Below are 23,674 nucleotides of genomic sequence, written 5' to 3'. Positions count from 1 at the left end.
CGGACCATGCAAACTCGTGACGATATCTTCAACACCCTGCGCGATGCCCTGGTCGAACTCTTCGAGCTGGACCCTGAGCGCGTGAGCCTGGAATCCAACCTGTATCAGGATCTGGAAATCGACAGCATCGACGCCGTCGACCTGATCGATCACATCAAGCGCCAGACCGGCAAGAAAATCGCCGCCGAAGAATTCAAATCGGTGCGTACCGTCAGCGACGTGGTCGAGGCGGTCTACCGTCTGGTTCAACCGGCCGCATGAGCCGAGTGATCGGCCTCGGCCTGCTGCTGGCGGGCCTGCTGTACCCCTTTGCGGTGTATTTCGGCATGGAGCATTTCGCGCCGTGGCAGTTCGGTCTGTTGCTCGGCAGCCTGTGGCTGGCGCGCGCACTGACCGGCGTACGCCGACCAGGCAGCCTGTGGATGGCCATCGTGGCCATCGTGTTTTGCCTGTTGCTGGCGGTGTTCGATAGCCCGGCGCTGCTGCGTTGGTACCCGGTGCTGATTAGCGGCTTCATGCTGGTGCTGTTCGGGCTGAGCCTGAAATACGGCCCGCCGATGGCCGAACGCCTGGCCCGTCTGCGTGAACCTCAGTTGCCGGCCAAGGCAATTGTTTATACGCGCCAGGTCACGGTGGCCTGGAGTGTGTTTTTTTTCTGCAACGGTTTGTGCGCCGCCGCGCTGACCCTTTGGGCGCCGCTGAGTTGGTGGATGTTGTACACCGGCCTGATCTCCTACGGGTTGATCGGCCTGATGTTTGCCATTGAATGGCTAATACGACAACGGGTACGAGGCCACCCATGACTTGGATAACACTTGAGCAATTGCTGCTCAAGGCTCAGCCGGAACGTGCCCTGACGGCCGAGCCGGCGTTGAATCACGCGCAACTCTGCGAACAGGCCCTGAGCCTCGCCGCCGGCCTGCAAGCCCAAGGCGTGCGGCGCATTGCCGTGCACCTGGAAGATGCCGCCGACCTGGCGATCGCGCTGCTGGGCGCCTGGCGAGCCGGGGTCAGCGTGTTGCTGCCCGCCGATTTGCAGCCGCAAACGCGCCAGCGCTGGTCGACGGAAGTCGATCTGTGGCTGACCGATCAGGCCGACGATGCGCATCTGGCCGATTATCAGCATTCGCCGATGCCCGCCGCTACGCTGGATCTGGATCGCTGTCAGTTGAGCCTGTGCACCTCCGGCTCCAGCGGCGAACCCAAGCGCATCGACAAAACCCTGCGGCAACTGGCCAATGAAGTCGAAGCGCTGGAACAGCTGTGGGGCGCGGACCTGGGCCAGGCTTGCATCATCGGCAGCGTCGGCACCCAACACATTTACGGTTTGCTGTTCCGCGTACTTTGGCCGTTGTGCGCCGGGCGCCCATTCGTGCGCAAGCAACTGGCGTTCCCAGAAGACTTGCAGCGTGCCAGCCGCGAACATCCGGCGTTTGCCTGGGTTGCCAGTCCGGCGCTGCTCAAGCGCATGGGCGACAACCTCGACTGGCCGGCCTTGAGCGTGGTGCGCCGGGTGTTTTCCTCCGGTGGTGCCCTGCCCGCGGAGGCCGCGCAAAGCCTGTTCGAACGCCTGGAGCAATGGCCGACGGAAATCCTCGGCAGCTCGGAAACCGGCGGCATCGCCTGGCGTCAGGGGCAAGACCTGTGGCAGCCGTTCGCCGACGTCATGCTGAGCCAGGACAGTGACGGCGCCCTGCTCATCGCCTCGCCGTACTTGCCCGCCGACCACATCGAACACACCGCCGACGCCGCACGGATTGCCGCTGACGGCCGTTTCGAACTGCTGGGACGGCTGGACCGCATCGTCAAACTGGAAGAAAAACGTATCTCGCTACCGATGCTGGAACAGGCACTGATGGCCCACGACTGGGTCGCCGAAGCGCGCCTCGGCGTGGTTCAGGAAAACCGCGCCTCACTGGGCGCGCTGCTGGTGCTCAGCCAACAAGGGCTGCATGCCTTGCGCAATCAGGGGCGACGCACCCTCACTCAAGAATTGCGTCAGCACCTGAGCCAGCATTGCGAAGCCCTCGCCTTGCCTCGGCGCTGGCGCTTGCTGCGACAACTGCCGCTGAACGCCCAGGGCAAACTGCCCCAAGCCGACGTCGAAGCCCTGCTGCTGGCCCCGCGCCCCAAGGCGCCGGACGTGCTGCAACAGGTCGAAACCGATGGCGAGTGGAGCCTGCAACTGGCAGTGCCGCCGGACCTGGCCTACTTTAGCGGGCACTTCCCACAAACACCGGTTTTGCCCGGCGTGGTGCAAGTGGATTGGGCGCTGAACCTCGGTCAGCAGTTGATGGATTTGCCGACCAACTTCGCCGGCATGGAAGTGCTGAAATTCCAGCAACTGGTGCGTCCTGGCGATGAAATCCAGTTGCACTTGCGCTTCGACCCGGTGCGCAGCAAGTTGTATTTCGCCTACCGCAACGACACCGCCACCTGCTCCAGCGGGCGGATCGTGCTGGAGGCGACCTGTGGGTAAGTTGAATTCCCGTGTAGCAGCTGCCGCAGGCTGCGTCCGAGTGCGAAGCGCTCGCAATCAGGCCGCCATGGTGATTCTGAAGAACCTCGTTGATCTGGTTTGCGACCGCTTCGCGGCCGAACGCAGGCTTCGCCAGCTGCTACAAGGGCGCGGTGGGTATCAAAATGCATAACCCCTGCGCCGTCATCCCGGTCTACAACCACGAAACCGCCATCACCACCGTGGTCGAGGCCCTCCTCGCCCAAGGTTTGCCGTGCATTCTGGTAGACGACGCCAGCACCCAGGCCTGCGCAAAAGTCCTCGATCAACTGGCGCTGCGCGACAACACCCACCTGATCCGCCTCACCGTCAATCAAGGCAAGGGCGGCGCGGTGATGACCGGTTTTCGCGAAGCCGCGCGTTTGGGTTTCAGCCACGCCTTACAGGTGGACGCCGACGGCCAGCATGACCTCACCGACGTCGTGACCTTCCTCGAACAGTCCCGCGCCCATCCCGAAGCGATCATTTGCGGTTATCCGCTCTACGACGCCAGCGTGCCCAAGGGCCGTTTGTATGCGCGCTACCTGACCCATGTGATGGTGTGGATCAACACCCTGTCGTTGCAGATCCGCGATTCGATGTGCGGCTTCCGCGTCTATCCATTGCCACCGACCCTGGCGTTGATCAGTTCGGCGAAGATCGGCAAACGCATGGACTTCGACTCGGACATTCTGGTGCGGCTGGCTTGGCGCAATCTGCCGATGCAGTGGCTGCAAACCAAGGTTCATTACCCGCTGGACGGCGTCTCGCATTTTCGACTGTTCCGCGACAACGTGCTGATTTCGAGCATGCACACCCGGCTGTTCTTCGGCATGTTGCTGCGCGCTCCGGTGATCCTCTGGCGGCGGTGGCGAACATGAGCACTGAGACAGACAAAAAACACTGGGCCGACCGCGAAGAACGCGGCAGTTTCTGGCTGATGAAATTCACCGCTTTCTGCGCCAAAGTGCTGGGTCGGCGGCTGTTGAGCCCGTTGCTGTACGGCATCGTTTTGTACTTTTTCCTGTTCGGCCGCAGCGCACGCAAAAGTGCCTGGCAATACCAGCAACGCCTCGCCGACTGGAGTGGCAACAGCGAATTGCGTCCGACCCATTGGCGCGTGTTCGGCCAGTTCATGTCCTTCGCCGACTCGATGCTCGACAAGCTTGATGTATGGAACGGCAAGCTGCGCCTAGAACAGATCGAAATCATCGACCCGGCGCTGTTGCGCACCCAGCTGCGCGGCGCTCGTGGGCAGATGCTGGTGGGCGCGCACCTGGGCAATCTCGAAGTCTGCCGCGCCCTCGCGGAGATCGGCGAAAAGGTCACCATGAACGTGCTGGTGCACACCAAGCACGCCGAGCAGTTCAACCGTTTGCTCGGTGAAGCCGGGGCGACCAATTTGCGGCTGATTCAGGTCAGCGAACTGGACCCGGTGATCATGCTGCAACTGCACGAACGCCTGGAGCGCGGCGAGTGGCTGGCGATTGCCGGCGATCGCGTGCCCTTGCATGGCGGGCGCAGCGTGACCGTGGATTTCCTCGGCCACCCAGCGGCATTCCCCCAAGGCCCGTGGCTGCTGGCCGGGTTGCTCAAGTGCAAGATCAATCTGCTGCTGTGCCTGAAGAAACCTACCGGCGATTATCGACTGACCCTCGAACCGTTCACCGAAGCGGTGGTGTGGAAGCGCAGCGACCGCGAACAGGTCATTCATCAGTGGGCCTCCCGCTACGCCGAACGCTTGGGTCACTATTGCCTTGAAGCGCCTCAACAATGGTTCAACTTTTACCCTTTCTGGAAGACCGATGACGACGCCAACGCTTGAGCCGGTAACCTTCGGCGAACTCCCTTTGCGCATCGAAGACGTGCTGGCCCTGGCCAACCGTCAGGCGCCGACCCGGTTGCAGGCTGACCCTGAATACCGCGAGCGCATCGCCAAGGGTGCGCGCTTCCTCGATTCCCTGCTGGACAAGGAAGGCGTGATCTACGGCGTGACCACCGGTTACGGCGATTCCTGCGTGGTCGCGGTGCCGCTGCATCACGTCGAAGCGCTGCCGCGTCATCTGTACACATTCCACGGCTGTGGCCTGGGCAAACTGCTCGACGCCCAAGCGACTCGCGCCGTACTTGCGGCTCGTTTGCAGTCGCTGTGCCACGGCGTGTCCGGGGTGCGCGTGGAACTGCTGGAACGCCTGCAAGCGTTCCTTGAACACGACATCCTGCCGCTGATCCCGGAAGAAGGTTCGGTCGGCGCCAGTGGTGATTTGACGCCGCTGTCTTATGTCGCCGCGACCTTGTCCGGCGAGCGCGAAGTGATGTTCCGTGGCGAACGCCGCGAGGCCGCCGATGTGCATCGCGAACTCGGCTGGACGCCACTGGTGCTGCGCCCGAAAGAAGCCTTGGCGTTGATGAACGGCACCGCTGTGATGACCGGCATCGCCTGCCTGGCCTTCGCCCGCGCCGATTACCTGCTGCAACTGGCCACGCGCATCACTGCGTTGAACGTGGTCGCGCTGCAAGGCAATCCGGAGCATTTCGACGAGCGCCTGTTCGCCACCAAACCGCACCCGGGGCAGATGCAAGTCGCCGCGTGGTTGCGCAAGGATCTGGCAATCGACGCGCCCACCGCGCCGCTGCATCGCCTGCAAGATCGTTATTCCCTGCGTTGTGCGCCGCATGTGCTCGGCGTGTTGGCCGATAGCCTGAACTGGCTGCGCTCTTTCATCGAGATCGAGCTCAACAGCGCCAACGACAACCCGATCATCGACGCCGAAGCCGAACGCGTGCTGCATGGTGGACACTTCTACGGTGGCCACATCGCGTTCGCCATGGACAGCCTGAAAACCCTCGTGGCCAACGTGGCTGACTTGTTGGATCGGCAACTCGCGCTGCTGGTCGACGAGCGTTACAACCACGGTTTGCCGAGCAACCTGTCCGGCGCCAGCGCTGACCGGGCGATGCTCAATCATGGCTTCAAAGCCGTGCAGATCGGCACCAGCGCCTGGACCGCAGAAGCGTTGAAAAACACCATGCCGGCCAGCGTGTTCTCGCGCTCCACCGAGTGCCATAACCAGGACAAAGTCAGCATGGGCACCATTGCCGCCCGCGACGCTGTGCGTGTACTGGAGCTGACCGAACAAGTCGCCGCTGCCACGCTGCTGGCCGCCAATCAAGGCGTCTGGCTGCGCAGCCAGGCCGAAGACGCACGCCCGTTGCCGCCATCACTCGCTGCCATGCACGAAGAACTGGCCAAGGACTTCCCGCCGGTCATCGAAGACCGCGCCCTGGAAGGCGAATTGCGCCTGTGCCTGAAACGGATCGCCGAGCAACACTGGAGGCTGCATGCGTAGCAAGGGAGTGCTTCACGCCGATACGGAAATCCTCGTGCCGTTCTTTGACGTCGACACCATGAACGTGGTGTGGCACGGCCATTACGTCAAATACCTGGAAGTCGCCCGCTGTGCGCTGCTCGACAAGCTCGGCCACAACTACACGGCCATGGTCGAGTCGGGTTTTGCCTGGCCGGTGATCGACCTGCAACTGCGCTACGTGCGCGGTGCGGTGTTCGGCCAGAAGCTCAACGTGCGCGCGAGCCTGGTGGAGTGGGAGAACCGGTTGAAGATCAACTACCTGATCAGCGACCTGCACACCGGTGAGCGCCTGACCCGCGCCAGCTCGGTGCAGGTTGCGGTCGATATGAGCAGCCGCGAGATGCAATTGGCCTCGCCGAAAGTGTTCACCGATGCTGTTGAAAGGATGCTGCCATGATTTTCCGGATATTCGCCTGTAGCAGCTGGCGAAGCCTGCGTTCGGCTGCGAAGCAGTCGCCTCGCGTTTTACCTGATACACCGCACACACAGGTTTTACGACGGCTTCGCCGCCGGACGCAGCCTCGCAGGCTCGGCAGCTGCTACGCGATTGCGGTGCTGTTGATGGTGGGTTTCGCTTCGCAGGCGCAGGCGTTTGATTTGCAACAGTTGAGCGATCAACTGGCCAAACCGGATGTGATCCACGGCCACTTCATCCAGGAAAAACACCTGCGTGCCCTGCCCCAGCCGCTGGTCAGCAAGGGCACCTTCGTCCTCGCTAAAAACCACGGCTTGCTGTGGCTGCTGAAAACTCCGCTGCAACAGGATTACCGGATCAACGCCAAGGGCATTGCCCGGCGTGATGCCAACGGCTGGCAATTGCTGCCGGGCAAGAGTGCCGGTGCCGAACAGAACCGTTTGTTCCTTGCCGTGCTGCAAGGTGACAGCAGCGGGTTGCAACGGGATTTCGAGCTGGCTCTGAGTGGCGATGCACAGAAATGGAAGCTGACCCTGACCCCGCGCTCGATGCTGCTCAAGCAAGTGTTCAACCAGATCAACATCGATGGTGGCGAGTTGGTGAACACCATCGAGCTACTGGAAACCCAAGGCGACAGCACCCTGTTGCGCATGCAGGACAGCACCAGCGCCCAACCGTTGAGCGACGCGGAGCAACATGACTTTGCCGAGTGAACGGAGTCTCCCACGGCTATTCATGATCCTGCTGCTGGCGGTGCTCGCGCTCGCCGGTTGGCAATGGCGTGACGGCGCACCGCTGTCGGCCAACCTGATGGAACTGGTGCCGGGCACGGCGCCGGACGCGCTGGAACTGCGCGCCGAACAACGCATGCAAGAACCGCTGAACCGCGAAATGCTGGTGCTGGTCGGCCACACCGATCGCCAGCAAGCCGTGGCCATGGCGCAGAAACTCGGCGAGCAGTGGCAGGCCAGCGGTCTGTTCGAAAAAGTCCAATGGACCTTGCAAGCCGACCTGCCAGCGTTGCGCACGCAGTTGCTGCAAGGCCGGTTGGCGATGCTCTCGGACGTGGATCGGCAACATCTGATCGAGCATCCCGACGCGTTCATTCAACAGCGTGTACAAGCGCTGTTCGACCCCTTCACCGGCTTCAGCCTGGTGCCAAGCCAGGACGACTGGCTGGGCCTGACCGGGCGCATCCAGAACAGCCAGCCGCAACACGGCACGGTGCAACTGGACATCGGCAGCGGCGCTTTGATTGCCGATGCCGACGGCAAGAGTTGGGTGCTGCTGCGCGCGCGCACCACCGGCAACGCCTTCGACATGAACCTGCCACTGCAAGTGGCCGATTTGCTCAAACACAGTCGCGAAGAAGCGGCCCAAGGCGAGGTGCAATTGCTCGCCGCCAGCGGCTTGCTTTACGCGGCCAACGGTCAGCAACAAGCGACCCGGGAAATGACTTGGGTCGGTGGCGGCGCCACACTCGGCATCCTGTTGTTGCTGTTGCTGGCGTTCCGGCGTTTGCGCGTGTTGCTCGCGTTCGTCCCGGTGCTGGTGGGGATGTTGTTCGGCATGGTGGCGTGCGTGGCGCTGTTCGGCCATATGCATGTGATGACCTTGGTGCTCGGCTCCAGCCTGATCGGCGTCGCCGTGGATTACCCGCTGCATTACCTGTCCAAGAGCTGGAGCCTGAAACCCTGGAACAGTTGGCCAGCCCTGCGCCTGACGCTGCCGGGGCTGACACTGAGCCTGATCACCAGTTGCATCGGCTACCTCGCCCTGGCTTGGACACCGTTCCCGGCGCTGACGCAAATCGCCGTGTTCTCGGCCGCCGGGTTGCTGGGTGCTTATCTGTCGGCGGTGTGCCTGTTGCCGGCGTTGCTCAAGGGTGCGGACCTGCGCCCGGCGCAATGGCCGCTGCGAGTCGCCGAGTGTCTGGTGAACCTGCGTGAAACGCTGCTCAAGCATGTCCGCACACCGGTGTTGCTGGCGCTGTTGATTGCCTTCTGTGTCGGTGGTCTGTTGCAGCTCAGCACCAAGAATGACATTCGCCAATGGGTCGGCATGCCACAACATCTGACCGACGAAGCTCAGGCCATCGCGCGCATCACCGGCTTCCAGCCCACCAGCCAGTTTTTCCTGATCCGGGCCGCCAATCAGCAGGAATTGCTGGAGCGCCAGGGCGCGCTGAATGATCGCCTGGAGCAACTGGTTAACCTCGACAAACTCCAGGGCTTCTTGTCCCTCAACCAACTGGTCAGCCAGCCGAGCGAACAGCAGCAAGTGCGCGAGGCGTTGAACAAACTGCCGCAGTTCTGGCAGCCATTGCTCGACGTCGGCGTACCGGTTGAAGCGCTTCAAGCCGAGCTGACCAAGTTGCAGGCGCTGCCTGTCGAAGACATCGACGCCGCGCTGGTCGGGCCATTGGCCGAACCTTATCGCACCCTGTGGCTGGGCCCGACCGATGACGGCGGCGTGGCAGCCATGGTCAGCCTGCAAGGCTTGAACAACCCGTCGCTGCTGCGGGTCCAGGCCCTGGACTTGCCGGGCGTTGAACTGGTGGATCGCCTCGGCGAACTGAACAATGTCTTCGCCCAGACCCAGATCAGCGCCGCTGAGCTGAAACTCGCCTCCTGCGTACTGATCGTACTGGTGCTGATTCTGCCGTTCGGCCTCGGCGGCGCGCTGCGGATCGTCGCGCTGCCTCTGCTCGCGGCGCTGTGCAGCCTGGCGTGCCTCGGTTGGCTCGGCCAGCCGCTGACGCTGTTCAGCCTGTTCGGCCTGTTGCTGGTGACGGCCATCAGCGTCGATTACGCGATCCTCATGCGCGAACAGGTCGGCGGTGCCGCTGTGAGCCTGCTGGGCACGTTGCTGGCGGCGCTGACCACTTGGCTGTCGTTCGGTTTGCTGGCGGTCTCCAGCACACCAGCGGTGAGCAACTTCGGTTTGTCGGTGAGCCTGGGTCTGGCGTTCAGCTTCATCTTGGCGCCGTGGGCCGGACGTCATGTCCACGCCGCTCCGGCCGTGGAGCAGACGGCATGATGATCGTGCTGTTCTGGGCGATGGCCCTGGGCATGTTCGCCGTCGCGACTCGCGTCGGCCGGCATTTCGGCTTGATCCCGATTGTCAGCCAATTGCTGTTGGCGACCTTCGGGTTGCCACTGCTGATGTTCTTCTGGATCGAACCGGGCTGGCAACTCAGCGGCGCGGATCTCATCTCGCCGGTATGGCTGAAAAACCTCTACAGCCTGAGTTTCGCCTTGCTGCTGGGGCACATCCTCAGCGACGTGATCGACCTGCAACTGGATCGGCAGAGCCTGAAAATCGCCCTGCCGAGTTTCTGTCTGCCGTTCGCTTGCGGCTTGGCGACGGCGGTCTGGATACTGCCGCCGCAATCGTGGCTCAGTTCATTGGCGGTCGGTCTGGTGTTCGCCATCACCGCGATTCCGGTGTTGTACCTGTACCTGCGGCACATCAACTATCCGCCCGACGCCACCCGGCGCCTGGTGCAAACCGCAATCCTGATCGACCTTACGTGCTGGACGCTGTTCGGCGTTGCCCAGGGCAGCCTGCACCTGGGTAGCCTGTTGCTACCACTGGCCGGCGCCTGTTTGCCGGTGCTGTTGCGGTTGCTCGGTCTGCGCCAGCAGTTGTTGTACAGCGGCGGTTTCTTCGCGCTGCTGGTGGTGGCCGAGCACTTCAAACTTAATGCACTGATTTTCGGCATCGGATATCTGCTGTGCATGGCCGCGCTGAAAATCCCGTTGGTATTGCCGTTGCCGGCGATCTGGATGCATCGCTTGCAGACCTGGATTGCGATCCCGCTGATCCTCACGTTCGGCATCGTGCAGATCAATGTGCACAGCGCGATGGCCAGCCTCGGCTGGTTGCAACTGGCGGCGCTGCTGCTGTTCCCGATCCTCAGCAAACTGCTGGGCAACTGGCTGGGCTTGGGTTGGGCCGGTGTCTCGTCTGACGGCGCCAGCCGCTGGCGCGAAAGCGTTTTACTGAATATTCGCGGGTTGAGCGAGATCGTCTTTCTCAACCTGCTGCTGCAACAACAACTCATCAGCCCGCCGCTGTACTTCGCCTTGATGCTGATGGGTCTGATCGCCACACTGCTGCCGGCACTCGCCGGCATGCACCGAATCCCGCTGAATATCGCCGCCCCGGCAAGGAGCCCCCGTGCCAACCGTTGAAATGGAACATCGTCAGGTCGTCATCATCGGTGCCGGTCCTTCGGGCGCTATCGCCGCCGCACTGCTCAAGCGCAAGGGTCACGATGTATTGGTGATCGAGCGCCAGCACTTCCCACGGTTCTCCATCGGCGAAAGCCTGTTGTCCCATTGCCTGGATTTCGTCGAAGAGGCCGGCATGCTCGACGCTGTGAACGCCGCCGGGTTCCAGGTGAAAACCGGTGCCGCGTTCGCCTGGGGCGATGAATACACGGCCTTCGATTTCGGCGACACCTTCAGCAACGGCAAGCCGACGACGTTCCAGGTGCAGCGCGCCGATTTCGACAAACTGCTGGCCGATCAGGCGGCGTTGCAAGGCGTGGAATTGCGCTATGGCGAAGCCATCGTCAGCGCCGACTTCAGCCTGGCGAAACCGCAGCTGAACGTGTTGCGCGAGGACGGTAGCGAGTACCGCGTCGAAGCGGATTTCGTGCTCGACGCCAGCGGCTATGGCCGCGTGCTGCCGCGCTTGCTCGACCTGGAAGCACCGTCGAATTTCCCGGTGCGCCAAGCGGTGTTCACCCACGTCGAAGACCACATCGACAACCCGACTTTCGACCGCACCAAGATCCTCGTCACCACCCACCCGGTCCATCGCGACATCTGGTTCTGGACCATCCCGTTCAGCAACGGCCGTTGCTCGGTGGGCGTGGTCGCTGCCGCTGAACATTTCGCCGGTCGCACCGATGATCTGGACCAGTGCCTGCGCGGTTTCATCGCCGAAACCCCAAGCCTCGCCGGTGTGCTGAACAACGCCGTATGGGACACCCCGGCGCGCACCATCGGCGGCTACTCGGCCAACGTCAAAACGTTGCATGGCCCAGGCTTTGCGCTGTTGGGCAACGCGGCGGAATTCCTCGACCCGGTGTTCTCCTCCGGCGTGACCATCGCGATGCGTTCGGCGAGCATGGCCGCCGGCGTACTGCACCGCCAATTGCAGGGTGAAAGCGTCGACTGGCAAACCGAGTTCGCCGACCCGCTCAAGCGCGGCGTCGATACGTTCCGTTGCTACGTCGAAGGTTGGTACACCGGGACCTTCCAGGACGTGATTTTCCATAAGGGCAGCTCGCCGGAAATCCGCCGCATGATCGCCTCGATCCTCGCCGGTTACGCTTGGGACGAACGCAACCCGTTTGTCAGCGAAGCCAAGCGCCGGTTGAAGGTGATTTCGGAATTTTGCGCAAGGGATGCCACATGAGTTACTTGAGCGACAACTACGTCGAAGAAACCCGATTCGGTTTCTGGTTCCTGCGCAGCCACACCTGGCAGCACCATGTGTTGCGGGTCGCGATCAATGATCTGCGTGGTTTGTTCAGTGAGTCGCTGCCGAGCAATCCGGTGCTGCTGGATGCCGGTTGCGGCCAGGGCAAGTCGTTCCAGTATCTGCGCCAGGCGTTTGCGCCCCAGCGTTTGATCGGGGTCGATGCGGATCCGCACAGCTTGAACCTCAGCGCTGAAGAAGCGGCGCGTCAGGGCATGACGGTTGAGTTGATCGGCAGTGATTGCGCGACGCTCAACGTGCCTGATGCCAGTGTTGATCTGCTGTTCTGTCACCAGACGTTCCATCATCTGGTGGAGCAGGATCAGGCCCTCGCCGAGTTCTACCGTGTGCTCAAGCCCGGCGGCTACCTGCTGTTCGCCGAGTCCACCGAGGCTTACATTGATACGTGGGTGATTCGCTGGTTGTTTCGGCATCCGATGCATGTTCAAAAGAGCGCTGCCGGGTATCTGGAAATGATTCGCCAGCAGGGTTTCGAGTTCGGCCCGCAGAACGTGTCTTACCCGTACTTGTGGTGGAGCCGCGCCACGGATTTCGGTCTGCTTGAACGCTTTGGTTTGCGTAAGGCCAAGCCCTTTGGTCAGCGGGAAGAGACGCTGGTCAATGTGGTAGCGCGCAAGCCGCTTGAAGGTGCTGTTTGATGTCTACTTTCACTCACCACTGTGGGAGCGAGCCTGCTCGCGAAAGCGGTGGGTCAGTTCACCAAATTTCTGGATGTACCGCAGAATTCGCGAGCAGGCTCGCTCCCACAGGGGGAATGGTGGTGCGGCGATTTTTGTTGGTCGCTTGTGCTTTGCTGTTGAGCGCTTGCGCCAGCCGCGCGCCGTTGCCTGAGCACAACCCCACACTGGCATTGCCGCTGCAATTGCACATCCAACGCCTGATGGCTGACGATCGCCAGGATTGGGTGTTGGTAATCCAGCAAGAAGGCCCCGCGCTGCGTTGGTCGATGATGGATTTGCTCGGCATTCCCCAGGCCCGGCAGAAGCTGGTCGGTGGTGACTGGCAGGCCGATGGTCTGCTGCCGCCGAACCCCGAGGCTCGCGAGTTGTTCGCCGCGCTGTTGTTTGCCCTGACGCCCGAAGGCGAGTTGCAAAGCAACTACCCCGCCGCGTGGCAGCATGGCGGGCAACGCTCCTTGCCAGAGCATTGGGACGTCCGTTATTCACGACCACTGAGCTTTGAATTGAACCTGCCCAAAGGTCCGAAATACCAAGTCACGCCGCTGAGCGGAGACACGCCATGACCGCCTATTTGAACGCCTTGGGGCTGATCTGCGCCCTGGGTCGCGACAAACGGGAAGTCGCCCGCAACCTGTTTGCCGGCGATTGCTCCGGCATGCGCAGCGAGGCGGGTTGGGTGCTGGAACGTTCGCTGCCGGTGGCCGCCGTGCGCGGAGAGCTGGCGCCGATTCCGCCGGAGATGACCGAGCAACGCAGCCGCAACAATCAACTGTTGCTGGAAGCAGCGCTGCAAATTCGCCCGGACATCGATCGCGCGATCCAGACCTACGGCCCAGGTCGCGTCGGCGTCGTGCTCGGCACCAGCACTTCGGGCATCGACGAAGCCAGTCGCGGGCTGGCCCATTACGTCCGTGAACATGAATTTCCCGACGACTACGACTATCAGCAACAGGAACTCGGTGCCCCGGCGAATTTCCTCGCCGACTGGCTGCAATTGAGCGGCCCGGCCTATGTGATTTCCACGGCCTGCACCTCCAGCGCCCGGGCCTTGATGAGCGCCCAGCGCTTGCTCGACCTGGGGATGTGCGACGCGGTGTTGTGCGGCGGGGTCGACAGTTTGTGCAAGCTGACCCTCAACGGTTTCTCGGCCCTGGAAGCGGTGTCCGAGCAGCGCTGTAATCCGTTCTCGGCCAACCGAAACGGCATCAATATCGGCGAAGCGGCGGTGCTGTTTTTGATGAGCAAAAGTGCCAGCGACGGCCAATCGATTGCCCTGCTCGGCAGCGGCGCCAGTTCCGACGCGCACCACATTTCCGCGCCGGAACCGACCGGCCGTGGCGCTCAGCAAGCGATGCATAAAGCCTTGAGCCGCGCCCATCTGCAACCGTCGCAAATCGGCTACCTGAACCTGCACGGCACCGCCACCCAACACAACGACGCCATGGAAAGCCTGGCGGTCTCGGCGCTGTTCCCGGACGGCGTGCCCTGCTCGTCGACCAAACCGATGACCGGCCACACCCTCGGCGCCGCCGGTGCCCTGGAAGCGGCGTTCTGCTGGCTGAGCCTGAGCGCGGACAATCCCGAACATGCCCTGCCGCCCCATGTCTGGGACGGCCAGCCCGACCCCGATCTGCCGCCACTGAATTGGGTGACCCCGGCCCATCGCCTGGCGTCCATTGCACCCCGCTACCTGATGAGCAATTCGTTTGCCTTCGGTGGCAATAACGTCAGCCTGATTATCGGAGACGCCCCATGATTGACTGGCCGCTCGCCGAACTGCTGCCTCACGCTGGCGACATGATCCTCATCGAGCAGATCCTGTCGTTCGATGACGAGCAGATTCACACCCGCCTCACCGTCAAGCCCGGTGGCCTGTTCAATCGGCCCGATGGCAGCCTGCCGGCCTGGGTCGGCATCGAGTTGATGGCGCAAAGCGTCGCCGCCTACGCCGGTTGTCATGCCCGCGCCCGGGGCGATGCGGTGGAGCTGGGTTTCCTGCTCGGCACCCGTAAATTCGAATGCAACGTCGAACACTTCCCCGCCGGCACCGAGCTGACCATCCATGGGCTGCGCTCCCTGGAAGACGACAGCGGCATGGGCGTGTTCGAATGCCACATCAATGCGCCCGGCATCCACGCCACCGCGCGCCTGAACGTGTACCGTCCGCCCCAGGCCGCGCAATATCTTCAAGAAATCCAAGGAGTCGAGTGATGACTGAATCCGTACTGGTCACCGGTTCCAGCCGTGGTATCGGCCGCGCCATCGCGTTGCGCCTGGCCCAGGCCGGGCACGACATCGTGCTGCATTGCCGCAGCGGTCTGGCCGAGGCTGAAGCGGTTAAAACCGAAGTCGAAGCCTTGGGCCGTAATGCCCGAGTCCTGCAATTCGACGTGTCCGACCGCGCCAGTTGCAAAGCCATTCTCGAAGCCGACGTCGAAACCCACGGCGCCTATTACGGCGTGGTGCTCAACGCCGGGCTGACCCGCGACGGTGCTTTTCCGGCGCTGAGCGAGGATGATTGGGATGTGGTGATGCGCACCAACCTCGACGGTTTCTACAACGTACTGCACCCGGTGATGATGCCGATGATTCGTCGTCGCGCCGCCGGGCGGATTGTGTGCATCACCTCGGTGTCCGGGTTGATCGGCAATCGTGGGCAGGTCAACTACAGCGCTTCCAAAGCCGGGTTGATCGGCGCGGCGAAGGCGTTGGCGATCGAACTGGGCAAGCGCAAGATTACCGTCAACTGTGTCGCACCCGGCCTGATCGACACTGCCATGCTCGACGAAAACGTGCCGGTGGAAGAACTGATGAAAATGATCCCCGCACAACGCATGGGCACCCCTGAAGAGGTGGCCGGCGCCGTGAATTTCCTGATGTCGGCGGAAGCCTCGTACATCACCCGGCAGGTTCTGGCCGTCAATGGAGGCCTGTGCTGATGAAGCGCGTCGTCGTCACCGGCATGGCCGGCATCACCTCACTGGGCAGCGACTGGGCCACCATCGCCGCCAACTTCGCGGCCAACCGCAGCGGCATTCGCCGCATGGACGAGTGGGATCGGTTCACTGAACTCAACACACGTCTGGCCGGGCCGATCGATGACTTCAAAGTCCCGAGCCACTGGACCCGCAAGCAACTGCGCAGCATGGGCCGCGTCTCGCGCCTCGCTGTCGGTGCGGCTGAGCAAGCGCTGGCCGACGCCGGGCTGTTGGGTGATGAATCGATCAAGGACGGACGCATGGGCGTCGCTTGCGGTTCGTCCACCGGCAGCACCGACGAGATCAAAGCCTTCGGCAACATGCTGCTCAACTCGGTGGCGGAAGGCCTGAACGCCAACTCCTACGTGCGGATGATGCCGCACACCACGGCGGCGAATATCAGCATCTTCTTCGGCCTCACCGGCCGGTTGATCCCGACGTCCAGCGCCTGCACCAGCGGCAGCCAGGGCATCGGCTACGCCTACGAGTCGATCAAGTTCGGCCGTCTGCCGCTGATGCTCGCCGGCGGCGCCGAAGAACTGTGCCCGACCGAAGCCATGGTCTTCGACGCGCTCTACGCCACCAGCCTGAAAAACGACGCCCCGCAAACCAGCCCACGCCCGTATGACAAGGACCGCGACGGCCTGGTGATCGGCGAAGGCGGCGGCATGCTGGTGCTCGAAGAACTCGAACACGCCCTGGCCCGTGGCGCGCACATCCACGCCGAACTCGTCGGCTTCGGCAGCAACGCCGACGGCCAACACACCACCCGCCCGGAACAGGCAACCATGCGCCGAGCGATGGAACTGGCGCTGGAAGACGCCGGTTTGCAGCCGTCGGACATCGGCTATGTGAACGGCCACGGCACCGCGACCGAACAGGGCGACATTGCCGAAACACTGGCGACCAGTGCGCTGTTCGGCGAGCACATGCCGATCAGCTCGCAGAAAAGCTTCCTCGGCCACACCCTCGGGGCCTGCGGTGCGCTGGAGTCCTGGTTCAGCATCGAAATGATGAACCGTGACCTGTACGCCCACACGTTCAACCTCGACGAGATCGACCCGCACTGCGGCAAGCTCGACTACCTGCGCGGCGAATTCCGGCAGATGAGCAACCAATACGTGATGAACAACAACTTTGCCTTCGGCGGCGTCAACACCTCGCTGATCTTCCGCCGCTGGTCGTAACCGAATTAATCTGGGTCAAGGAGACCTCCATGCACTTCAAGAAACTCGCTGCCGCCGCCACCCTGCTGATCTGCGCCATCCCCGCCGTCAGCCAGGCCCGCGACACCCCGGTGTACCTGCCCTTCGACAAAGCCGTCGCCGAAGCCACCCGCACCGGCAAAATCGACGGCAGCGTCAAGTTCTACCTGGCCGGCAACAACCCGGCCGGCAACGTCACCGTCCTCACCGCCGGTTCCGTGACCAACAAAAAAACCAACGCCTTCAACAAAACCGACGCAGTCGCCTGCGAATGGGTCGCGCAATCGGCAATCATCAGCTTGTTCCAGGCCGCCAAAAGCGCCGGGGCCAATGCGGTGACCAACATTGTGAGTTTCTATAAGAGCAATGAGCGTAAAGACGCCAAGAACTATGAGTGCCACGCTGGGGCGATCATGGCCGGTGTTGCGTTGAAAGGGGATTTGGTGAAGGTTCAGTAAGGAGCTTGCTGCCCATTGAGGCAATCCTGTGGCGAGCGAGCTTGCTCGCGCTGAACTGCGCAGCGGCCCCAAACTCCGACATTCACTGAAGATTTTGTGAGCGCTACGCACTCAAGCGGGAGCACGCTCCCTCGCCACAATGACAAAGGGTGCCTTTCAAGGCGCCCTTTTTTGCAAACTGAAATCCACGAAAACGACCGTCACGCTTTTAACGGTTCAACCTTCCTCGTCAACAACTCCACAAACGCCTTCGCCATCGGCGATTTCTGGTCCTTGCGCTGTACCAGCCACACTGCTGATACCGCTTCCGGATCAAGCAGCGGTCGATAGACCACGCCATCAATCCTCATCCGCTGATACGACGCCGGCAGCACCGACACCCCCAACCCCGCCGCCACCAATCCGATGATGGTCATCGCCTCGCCCGCCTCTTGGGCGAAGTGCGGGCTGAAACCGGCATCCCGCGCCAGGCTCAGCAACTGGGCGTACAGACCACTGCCATAACTGCGTGGGAAAAAGACGAAAGGTTCGAGGGCCAGGGCTGACAGGAACAGGCCTTCTTCGCTGCCGTTGACCAGTGGATGCTTGGAACTGAGCACGGCCACTAGCGGCTCGCGCATCAATTCCACCACGCTGAGGGAATCCGGCAAGCCGAGTGGTCGCATAATTCCGACTTCGATCGACTCATCCACTAATGCGTCGGCCACTTGGGTGCTGCTCATTTCGCGCAAATTCAGATGCACTGCGGGGAAGCGTTGGCGAAAAGAGAAAATCGCTTGGGGAATGGTCGAGTTGAACGGTGCCGATGAGGTGAAGCCGATCTTCAGTTCACCCAACTCCCCAAGCTGCGCTCGACGGGCAACGTCCGCCGCTTTGTCGACTTGCGCCAGCACCAGCCGCGCCTCTTCCAGAAACAACCGACCGGCCTCACTGAGCTCGACCCGACGATTGGTACGCTCGAATAACCGTGCGCCGACTTCCGCTTCCAGTGCCTGAATCTGCTGGCTCAGCGGCGGCTGGGAAATGCCCAGCACTTGAGCGGCGCGGCCGAAGTGCAGTTCTTCGGCGACGGCGATGAAGTAGCGCAGGTGGCGCAATTCCATGAAAACTCCATTAGGTCGTAAAAGCTCTTAAACAGGTCGAATAATATATTGGATTGAATCGTTAGGCAGCTATATGCTTTTTTCATTGCCTGACCGGCTGCGCCCTCCGAGGTCCGAAGTGAAAACTGCTGTCGCCCCACTCGCCCATGAAGTTCCGCCTACTGTGCTGGACGATGTCGTCGCCGAGCTGAACGAGATTTACATCGAAAAAGGCACGCCGATGTTCATGCGCACGGTGCTGGCGCTGTTCTCCGGCGGCTTCGCGACGTTCGCCCTGCTGTATTGCGTGCAGCCGATGATGCCGCTGCTGTCGCACGAATATTCGATCAACGCGGCGCAGAGCAGCCTGATTCTGTCGGTGGCCACTGGCATGCTCGCCATTGGCCTGCTGATCACCGGGCCGATTTCTGACCGGGTCGGGCGCAAACCGGTGATGGTGACCGCGTTGTTCGCCGCTGCCTTGTGCACCATGGCGAGCGCGATGATGCCGAGTTGGGAAGGCGTGTTGATCATGCGTGCGTTGATCGGGTTGTCGTTGAGCGGCCTGGCGGCGGTAGCCATGACTTACCTGAGCGAAGAGATTCATCCGCAGCACATCGGTTTGGCCATGGGTTTGTACATCGGCGGCAACGCAATTGGCGGCATGAGCGGGCGCTTGATCACGGGCGTACTGATCGACTTCGTCAGTTGGCACACGGCGATGCTGGTGATCGGTGGCCTGGCGCTGATAGCGGCGACGGTGTTCTGGAAAATCCTCCCGGAATCGCGCAACTTCCGCGCTCGCTCGATGCACCCGCGCAGCCTGCTCGACGGCTTCACCATGCACTTTCGCGACGCTGGTCTGCCGCTGCTGTTTCTTGAAGCTTTTGTGCTGATGGGCGCGTTCGTCACGCTGTTCAACTACATCGGCTATCGCCTGCTGGCAGCGCCTTACAACATGGACCAGGCGTTTGTCGGGTTGCTCTCTGTTGTTTACCTGTCGGGGATCTATAGCTCGGCGAAGATCGGTTCGCTGGCGGACAAACTGGGCCGACGCAAAGTGCTGTGGGCGACGATTGTGCTGATGCTCGCGGGCTTGGCGCTGACCATGTTCACGCCGCTGTCGTTGGTGATCATCGGCATGTTGATCTTCACGTTTGGCTTCTTTGGTGCGCATTCGGTGGCTAGTAGCTGGATCGGGCGCCGGGCGATCAAGGCCAAGGGGCAGGCTTCATCGTTGTACCTGTTCAGCTATTACGCCGGGTCGAGCATTGCCGGGACGGCGGGCGGGGTGTTCTGGCACATCGGTGGATGGAACGGGATTGGGTTGTTTATTGGTGGGTTGTTGGTGATTGCGCTGTTGGTGGCGTTGAAATTGGCGAAGCTGCCACCGTTGGGCGGTGTAAAGGCCTGATCCAAATCCCCCCCTGTGGGAGCGAGCCTGCTCGCGAAAGCGGTTGAACATTCAACAATGATGTCGACTGATCCATCGCTTTCGCGAGCAGGCTCGCTCCCACATTGACCGCGTACGGTCTGGTATCTCAAACAAAAACGCCCGGCATAAGCCGGGCGTTTTTTATTGGGCGGCGATCACTCGTGATACTGCGCCGACAATTCATGCACTGCGCGCAGGAACGCGCCTGCATGCTCCGGATCAACTTCCGGGGTGATGCCATGGCCGAGGTTGAAGACGTGGCCGCTGCCCTTGCCGTAGCTGGCGAGGATGCGGCCGACTTCGGTGCGGATGGCTTCTGGCTTGGCGTAGAGCACCGTCGGGTCCATGTTGCCTTGCAGGGCGACTTTATTGCCGACGCGATCACGGGCGTTGCCGATGTCGCAGGTCCAGTCCAGGCCCAACGCATCAGCGCCAGCATCGGCAATGCTTTCCAGCCACAGTCCGCCGTTCTTGGTGAACAGGATGACCGGGACCTTGCGGCCTTCGTGTTCGCGGATCAGGCCGCTGACGATTTTGCGCATGTAGGCCAGGGAGAATTCCTGGTACGCCGCCGCCGAGAGGTTGCCGCCCCAGGTGTCGAAGATCTGCACCGCTTGGGCGCCGGCCATGATCTGGCCGTTGAGGTAGCTGGTGACCGACTGCGCGAGCTTGTCGAGCAGCAGGTGCATGGCTTGCGGGTTGTCGTAGAGCATGGCCTTGGTCTTGCGGAAGTCTTTCGACGAGCCGCCTTCGACCATGTAGGTGGCCAGGGTCCATGGGCTGCCGGAGAAGCCGATCAGCGGCACGCGGCCGTTCAGTTCGCGGCGGATGGTGCTGACCGCGTCCATCACGTAGCCGAGGTCTTTGTGCGGATCAGGAATCGGCAGGGCTTCGATGTCGGCCAGGGTGCTGACGACTTTCTTGAAGCGCGGACCTTCACCGGTTTCGAAGTACAGGCCTTGGCCCATGGCGTCCGGAATGGTCAGGATGTCGGAGAAGAGGATCGCCGCGTCCAGTTGCGGATAGCGGTCGAGCGGTTGCATCGTGACTTCGCAAGCGAACTCCGGGTTCATGCACAGGCTCATGAAGTCACCGGCCTTGGCACGGCTGGCGCGGTATTCAGGCAGGTAGCGACCGGCCTGACGCATCATCCATACCGGCGTGACGTCTACAGGTTGCTTGAGCAGGGCGCGAAGGAAACGGTCGTTCTTCAGGGCAGTCATGTCGGCATCCGGAAAAAAAGTGCGGGCATTTTCTCAGAGCGCGACGCAAAAGGCACGGCAAGCGCCGCACCTTTTGTCTATCGGGTCAATTTGTCGCGGGGTTCATCGGCTGGATTTGCGTTGATACGACGGGCCTCTTCGCGGGCAAGCCTCGCTCCTACAGGGTTTACGCGATCCCTGTAGGAGCGAGGCTTGCCCGCGAATGGAGCGACGCCGATCCAGCAAATTTACACGCCCAGGTAATCCAGGATCCCTTCAGCGGCATTACGCCCTTCGAAGATCGCTGTCACCACCAGGTCAGAACCGCGAACCATGTCGCCACCGGCGAAGATTTTCGGGTTGCTGGTCTGGTGCTTGTATTTGCCTTGTTCCGGGGCCACGACGCGGCCCTGGCTGTCGGTCTGGATCTCGAACTGTTCGAACCACGAGGCCGGGCTTGGACGGAAACCGAACGCGATGACCACCGCGTCAGCCGGGATGATCTCTTCGGAGCCCGGGATCGGCTCGGGGCTGCGACGGCCACGGGCGTCCGGTTCGCCGAGACGGGTCTCGACCACTTTCACGCCTTCGACGCGGTCTTCACCGACGATGGCGATCGGCTGGCGGTTGTAGAGGAATTTCACGCCTTCTTCCTTGGCGTTCTTCACCTCTTTGCGCGAGCCCGGCATGTTCGCTTCGTCGCGACGATACGCACAGGTCACCGACTTGGCGCCCTGGCGGATCGACGTGCGGTTGCAGTCCATCGCCGTGTCGCCGCCGCCGAGTACCACAACTTTTTTGCCTTTCATGTCGACGAAATCTTCCGGCGACTTTTCAAAGCCCAGGTTGCGGTTGACGTTGGCGATCAGGAAGTCGAGCGCGTCGTGCACGCCCGGCAGATCCTCACCGGCAAAGCCGCCCTTCATGTAGGTGTAGGTGCCCATGCCCATGAACACGGCATCGTACTCTTCGAGCAGTTGCTCGATGGTCACGTCCTTGCCCACTTCGGTGTTCAGGCGGAACTCGATGCCCATGCCAGTGAAGACTTCGCGGCGATTGCTCAGCACGGTCTTTTCCAGCTTGAACTCGGGGATGCCGAAGGTCAGCAGGCCACCGATTTCCGGGTTCTTGTCGAACACCACCGGGGTCACGCCGCCACGCACCAGCACGTCGGCACAGCCGAGACCGGCCGGACCTGCGCCGATGATCGCGACACGTTTGCCGGTCGGCTTGACCTTGGACATGTCCGGGCGCCAGCCCATGGCGAATGCGGTGTCGGTGATGTACTTCTCGACCGAACCGATGGTCACCGCGCCGAAGCCGTCGTTGAGGGTGCACGCCCCCACGCACAGACCATACAGCGGGCACACCCGGCCGCACACTTCCGGCAGGGTGTTGGTCTGGTGCGACAGCTCGGCGGCCTGGAGGATGTTGCCCTCGGCCACCAGTTTCAGCCAGTTGGGAATGAAGTTGTGCACCGGGCACTTCCATTCGCAATACGGGTTACCGCAACCCAGGCAGCGGTGGGCCTGATCGGCCGAATGCTGGGGTTTGAAGGGTTCGTAGATTTCCACGAACTCTTTCTTGCGTTGACGCAACAGTTTCTTCTTCGGATCTTTGCGCCCGACATCGATGAACTGGAAGTCGTTATTCAGACGTTCAGCCATTGTTAAAACCTCTCAACAGCAGCTCGAAGCTACAAGCTTCAAGCTGCAAGACAATCACGGTGGCAGGCACATCGCGCACTGCTGTTAACTGGCGGCTTGAAGCTTGCCGCTTGCAGCTGCCCTTATTGCGGATTGGCACGGGTGCTGGAAAGCAACGATTTCAGGTTGGCAGCCTTGGGCTTGACCAACCAGAAACGGCGCAGATAGTCGTCGAGGTTTTCAGCGAGGTTACGACCCCATTCGCTGTCGGTTTCCGCGACGTATTCGTCCAGCACGCGTTGCAGGTGGCTGCGATAGGCTTCCATCGCTTCGCCGCTGATCCGCTGGATTTCCACCAGTTCGTGGTTGACCCGGTCAACGAAGGTGTTGTCCTGGTCGAGCACGTAGGCGAAACCGCCGGTCATGCCTGAGCCGAAGTTGTAACCGGTCTTGCCCAATACGCAGACGAAACCACCGGTCATGTACTCGCAGCAGTGATCGCCGGTGCCTTCCACCACGGTGTGAGCACCGGAGTTACGCACGGCGAAACGCTCGCCCGCGGTGCCAGCGGCGAACAGCTTGCCGCCAGTGGCGCCGTACAGGCAGGTGTTGCCGATAATGGCACTGTCCTGAGTCTTGTAGACGCTGCCCTTCGGCGGCACGATGACCAGTTTGCCGCCGGTCATGCCTTTGCCGACGTAGTCGTTGGCGTCGCCTTCCAGGTACATGTTCAGGCCGCCGGCGTTCCACACACCGAAGCTCTGACCAGCCGTCCCTTTGAAGCGGAAGGTGATCGGCGCGTTCGCCATGCCTTGGTTGCCGTGCTTGCGGGCGATTTCACCGGAGATCCGCGCACCGATCGAACGGTCGCAGTTGCAGATATCCAGGGCGAACTCGGCCCCGCTCCTGTCGTTGATGGCAGAAGTGGCCAGGTCGACCATTTTCTCGGCCAGCAGGCCTTTGTCGAACGGCGGGTTGCGGTCCACCTGGCAGAATTGCGGCTTGTCTGCCGGGATGTGATCGCTGCCGAGCAACGGGGTCAGGTCCAGGTGTTGCTGCTTGGCGGTCTGGCCTTCGAGGATTTCCAGCAGATCGGTACGGCCGATCAGCTCTTCGAGGGAGCGCACGCCCAGTTTGGCCAGCCACTCACGGGTTTCTTCGGCGACGTAGGTGAAGAAATTCACCACCATG

22 protein-coding genes and 1 pseudogene are annotated in these 23,674 nt (G+C 61.9%); 19 read left to right on the top strand and 4 right to left on the bottom strand.

Translation table 11 applies throughout. The features are described from left to right. Positions 1 to 6 precede the first annotated feature (6 nt). The 18 genes from ACIOYV_RS22580 (at position 7) to ACIOYV_RS22495 (ending at position 17,118) form a co-directional block, all read left to right on the top strand. Positions 7 to 261 carry an acyl carrier protein gene (locus ACIOYV_RS22580; RefSeq protein ID WP_007992314.1) on the top strand — a complete coding sequence of 85 codons (255 nt, stop codon included), beginning with the start codon at positions 7 to 9 and terminating at the stop codon, positions 259 to 261. Beyond that, entirely contained in the window at positions 258 to 803 is a 546-nt protein-coding gene (locus tag ACIOYV_RS22575) for a hypothetical protein (protein WP_290025930.1), read from the top strand. Before ACIOYV_RS22580 ends, ACIOYV_RS22575 begins: the two co-directional genes overlap by 4 nt. Then, on the top strand, positions 800 to 2,479 hold the full coding sequence (locus ACIOYV_RS22570) for an AMP-binding protein (protein ID WP_401327150.1): 1,680 nt from the start codon (positions 800 to 802) through the stop codon (positions 2,477 to 2,479). The genes ACIOYV_RS22575 and ACIOYV_RS22570 overlap by 4 nt, the downstream gene beginning before the upstream one ends. Positions 2,480 to 2,643: 164 nt before the next feature. Beyond that, a complete protein-coding gene (locus tag ACIOYV_RS22565; RefSeq protein WP_401327147.1) occupies positions 2,644 to 3,378 on the top strand; it encodes a glycosyltransferase family 2 protein in 735 nt (244 codons plus the stop codon). Next, complete coding sequence (locus ACIOYV_RS22560) at positions 3,375 to 4,322, top strand: glycosyl transferase (RefSeq protein ID WP_290025936.1); 948 nt, start codon at positions 3,375 to 3,377, stop codon at positions 4,320 to 4,322. Before ACIOYV_RS22565 ends, ACIOYV_RS22560 begins: the two co-directional genes overlap by 4 nt. After that, positions 4,303 to 5,847: a histidine ammonia-lyase gene (hutH, locus tag ACIOYV_RS22555; protein ID WP_054616448.1), complete on the top strand. Its 1,545-nt coding sequence runs from the start codon at positions 4,303 to 4,305 to the stop codon at positions 5,845 to 5,847. The genes ACIOYV_RS22560 and hutH overlap by 20 nt, the downstream gene beginning before the upstream one ends. Beyond that, entirely contained in the window at positions 5,840 to 6,265 is a 426-nt protein-coding gene (locus ACIOYV_RS22550) for a thioesterase family protein (RefSeq protein WP_054053165.1), read from the top strand. Before hutH ends, ACIOYV_RS22550 begins: the two co-directional genes overlap by 8 nt. A 164-nt stretch (positions 6,266 to 6,429) precedes the next feature. Then, the gene (locus ACIOYV_RS22545; protein WP_054053162.1) at positions 6,430 to 6,996 is read left to right on the top strand and encodes an outer membrane lipoprotein carrier protein LolA; all 567 of its coding nucleotides are present in this window, start codon (positions 6,430 to 6,432) and stop codon (positions 6,994 to 6,996) included. Continuing rightward, entirely contained in the window at positions 6,980 to 9,322 is a 2,343-nt protein-coding gene (locus tag ACIOYV_RS22540) for an MMPL family transporter (RefSeq protein ID WP_401327142.1), read from the top strand. Before ACIOYV_RS22545 ends, ACIOYV_RS22540 begins: the two co-directional genes overlap by 17 nt. Next, positions 9,319 to 10,479: a sodium:proton antiporter gene (locus ACIOYV_RS22535; protein ID WP_401327139.1), complete on the top strand. Its 1,161-nt coding sequence runs from the start codon at positions 9,319 to 9,321 to the stop codon at positions 10,477 to 10,479. The genes ACIOYV_RS22540 and ACIOYV_RS22535 overlap by 4 nt, the downstream gene beginning before the upstream one ends. Further along, complete coding sequence (locus tag ACIOYV_RS22530; RefSeq protein ID WP_401327137.1) at positions 10,466 to 11,713, top strand: NAD(P)/FAD-dependent oxidoreductase; 1,248 nt, start codon at positions 10,466 to 10,468, stop codon at positions 11,711 to 11,713. Before ACIOYV_RS22535 ends, ACIOYV_RS22530 begins: the two co-directional genes overlap by 14 nt. Further along, the gene (locus tag ACIOYV_RS22525; RefSeq protein WP_401327134.1) at positions 11,710 to 12,435 is read left to right on the top strand and encodes a class I SAM-dependent methyltransferase; all 726 of its coding nucleotides are present in this window, start codon (positions 11,710 to 11,712) and stop codon (positions 12,433 to 12,435) included. Before ACIOYV_RS22530 ends, ACIOYV_RS22525 begins: the two co-directional genes overlap by 4 nt. After that, positions 12,435 to 13,040 carry a hypothetical protein gene (locus ACIOYV_RS22520; RefSeq protein WP_401327132.1) on the top strand — a complete coding sequence of 202 codons (606 nt, stop codon included), beginning with the start codon at positions 12,435 to 12,437 and terminating at the stop codon, positions 13,038 to 13,040. The genes ACIOYV_RS22525 and ACIOYV_RS22520 overlap by 1 nt, the downstream gene beginning before the upstream one ends. Further along, on the top strand, positions 13,037 to 14,233 hold the full coding sequence (locus tag ACIOYV_RS22515) for a beta-ketoacyl-[acyl-carrier-protein] synthase family protein (protein WP_401327129.1): 1,197 nt from the start codon (positions 13,037 to 13,039) through the stop codon (positions 14,231 to 14,233). The genes ACIOYV_RS22520 and ACIOYV_RS22515 overlap by 4 nt, the downstream gene beginning before the upstream one ends. After that, a complete protein-coding gene (locus ACIOYV_RS22510) occupies positions 14,230 to 14,688 on the top strand; it encodes a hotdog family protein (protein ID WP_054053151.1) in 459 nt (152 codons plus the stop codon). The genes ACIOYV_RS22515 and ACIOYV_RS22510 overlap by 4 nt, the downstream gene beginning before the upstream one ends. Further along, positions 14,688 to 15,416, top strand: coding sequence for a 3-oxoacyl-ACP reductase FabG (gene fabG, locus ACIOYV_RS22505; protein ID WP_054053149.1), 729 nt, complete (start codon positions 14,688 to 14,690; stop codon positions 15,414 to 15,416). Before ACIOYV_RS22510 ends, fabG begins: the two co-directional genes overlap by 1 nt. Continuing rightward, positions 15,416 to 16,642 (top strand): beta-ketoacyl-ACP synthase, encoded by a 1,227-nt coding sequence (locus ACIOYV_RS22500; protein WP_401327126.1) that lies wholly within the window; start codon positions 15,416 to 15,418, stop codon positions 16,640 to 16,642. Before fabG ends, ACIOYV_RS22500 begins: the two co-directional genes overlap by 1 nt. Before the next feature lie 29 nt (positions 16,643 to 16,671). After that, positions 16,672 to 17,118 carry a hypothetical protein gene (locus ACIOYV_RS22495; protein WP_054053145.1) on the top strand — a complete coding sequence of 149 codons (447 nt, stop codon included), beginning with the start codon at positions 16,672 to 16,674 and terminating at the stop codon, positions 17,116 to 17,118. 200 nt (positions 17,119 to 17,318) lie between these two features. Here the strand turns inward: ACIOYV_RS22495 and ACIOYV_RS22490 are convergent, their stop codons facing one another. Further along, entirely contained in the window at positions 17,319 to 18,221 is a 903-nt protein-coding gene (locus ACIOYV_RS22490; protein ID WP_163907885.1) for a LysR family transcriptional regulator, read from the bottom strand. A gap of 118 nt (positions 18,222 to 18,339) precedes the next feature. Here ACIOYV_RS22490 and ACIOYV_RS22485 point away from each other — a divergent pair, with 118 nt between their 5' ends. Further along, complete coding sequence (locus ACIOYV_RS22485; RefSeq protein WP_401327123.1) at positions 18,340 to 19,614, top strand: MFS transporter; 1,275 nt, start codon at positions 18,340 to 18,342, stop codon at positions 19,612 to 19,614. 176 nt (positions 19,615 to 19,790) lie between these two features. Here the strand turns inward: ACIOYV_RS22485 and hemE are convergent, their stop codons facing one another. The 3 genes and pseudogenes from hemE to gltB all read right to left on the bottom strand — a co-directional run. Then, a complete protein-coding gene (gene hemE, locus ACIOYV_RS22480) occupies positions 19,791 to 20,858 on the bottom strand; it encodes a uroporphyrinogen decarboxylase (protein WP_163907881.1) in 1,068 nt (355 codons plus the stop codon). A 227-nt stretch (positions 20,859 to 21,085) separates the two neighbouring features. After that, on the bottom strand, positions 21,086 to 22,504 hold the full coding sequence (locus tag ACIOYV_RS22475; protein WP_401327120.1) for an FAD-dependent oxidoreductase: 1,419 nt from the start codon (positions 22,502 to 22,504) through the stop codon (positions 21,086 to 21,088). Positions 22,505 to 22,626: 122 nt separating this feature from the next. Continuing rightward, positions 22,627 to 23,674, bottom strand: a pseudogene (gltB, locus tag ACIOYV_RS22470) (glutamate synthase large subunit); the annotation flags it as partial.

The sequence above is a fragment of the Pseudomonas sp. NPDC087342 genome (assembly GCF_044744265.1).
Classification (GTDB): Bacteria; Pseudomonadota; Gammaproteobacteria; order Pseudomonadales; family Pseudomonadaceae; genus Aquipseudomonas; species Aquipseudomonas nunensis.
This window is presented reverse-complemented; position numbering and strand designations above follow the sequence as displayed.

What these genes read in the sequence shown, in the direction of transcription:
- ACIOYV_RS22580 (WP_007992314.1), top strand. Translation starts at nt 7, where the DNA reads ATGCAAACTCGTGACGATATCTTCAACACCCTGCGCGATGCCCTGGTC.
- ACIOYV_RS22575 (WP_290025930.1), top strand. Translation starts at nt 258, where the DNA reads ATGAGCCGAGTGATCGGCCTCGGCCTGCTGCTGGCGGGCCTGCTGTAC.
- ACIOYV_RS22570 (WP_401327150.1), top strand. Translation starts at nt 800, where the DNA reads ATGACTTGGATAACACTTGAGCAATTGCTGCTCAAGGCTCAGCCGGAA.
- ACIOYV_RS22565 (WP_401327147.1), top strand. Translation starts at nt 2,644, where the DNA reads ATGCATAACCCCTGCGCCGTCATCCCGGTCTACAACCACGAAACCGCC.
- ACIOYV_RS22560 (WP_290025936.1), top strand. Translation starts at nt 3,375, where the DNA reads ATGAGCACTGAGACAGACAAAAAACACTGGGCCGACCGCGAAGAACGC.
- hutH (WP_054616448.1), top strand. Translation starts at nt 4,303, where the DNA reads ATGACGACGCCAACGCTTGAGCCGGTAACCTTCGGCGAACTCCCTTTG.
- ACIOYV_RS22550 (WP_054053165.1), top strand. Translation starts at nt 5,840, where the DNA reads ATGCGTAGCAAGGGAGTGCTTCACGCCGATACGGAAATCCTCGTGCCG.
- ACIOYV_RS22545 (WP_054053162.1), top strand. Translation starts at nt 6,430, where the DNA reads ATGGTGGGTTTCGCTTCGCAGGCGCAGGCGTTTGATTTGCAACAGTTG.
- ACIOYV_RS22540 (WP_401327142.1), top strand. Translation starts at nt 6,980, where the DNA reads ATGACTTTGCCGAGTGAACGGAGTCTCCCACGGCTATTCATGATCCTG.
- ACIOYV_RS22535 (WP_401327139.1), top strand. Translation starts at nt 9,319, where the DNA reads ATGATGATCGTGCTGTTCTGGGCGATGGCCCTGGGCATGTTCGCCGTC.
- ACIOYV_RS22525 (WP_401327134.1), top strand. Translation starts at nt 11,710, where the DNA reads ATGAGTTACTTGAGCGACAACTACGTCGAAGAAACCCGATTCGGTTTC.
- ACIOYV_RS22520 (WP_401327132.1), top strand. Translation starts at nt 12,435, where the DNA reads ATGTCTACTTTCACTCACCACTGTGGGAGCGAGCCTGCTCGCGAAAGC.
- ACIOYV_RS22515 (WP_401327129.1), top strand. Translation starts at nt 13,037, where the DNA reads ATGACCGCCTATTTGAACGCCTTGGGGCTGATCTGCGCCCTGGGTCGC.
- ACIOYV_RS22510 (WP_054053151.1), top strand. Translation starts at nt 14,230, where the DNA reads ATGATTGACTGGCCGCTCGCCGAACTGCTGCCTCACGCTGGCGACATG.
- fabG (WP_054053149.1), top strand. Translation starts at nt 14,688, where the DNA reads ATGACTGAATCCGTACTGGTCACCGGTTCCAGCCGTGGTATCGGCCGC.
- ACIOYV_RS22500 (WP_401327126.1), top strand. Translation starts at nt 15,416, where the DNA reads ATGAAGCGCGTCGTCGTCACCGGCATGGCCGGCATCACCTCACTGGGC.
- ACIOYV_RS22495 (WP_054053145.1), top strand. Translation starts at nt 16,672, where the DNA reads ATGCACTTCAAGAAACTCGCTGCCGCCGCCACCCTGCTGATCTGCGCC.
- ACIOYV_RS22490 (WP_163907885.1), bottom strand. Translation starts at nt 18,221, where the DNA reads ATGGAATTGCGCCACCTGCGCTACTTCATCGCCGTCGCCGAAGAACTG.
- hemE (WP_163907881.1), bottom strand. Translation starts at nt 20,858, where the DNA reads ATGACTGCCCTGAAGAACGACCGTTTCCTTCGCGCCCTGCTCAAGCAA.
- ACIOYV_RS22475 (WP_401327120.1), bottom strand. Translation starts at nt 22,504, where the DNA reads ATGGCTGAACGTCTGAATAACGACTTCCAGTTCATCGATGTCGGGCGC.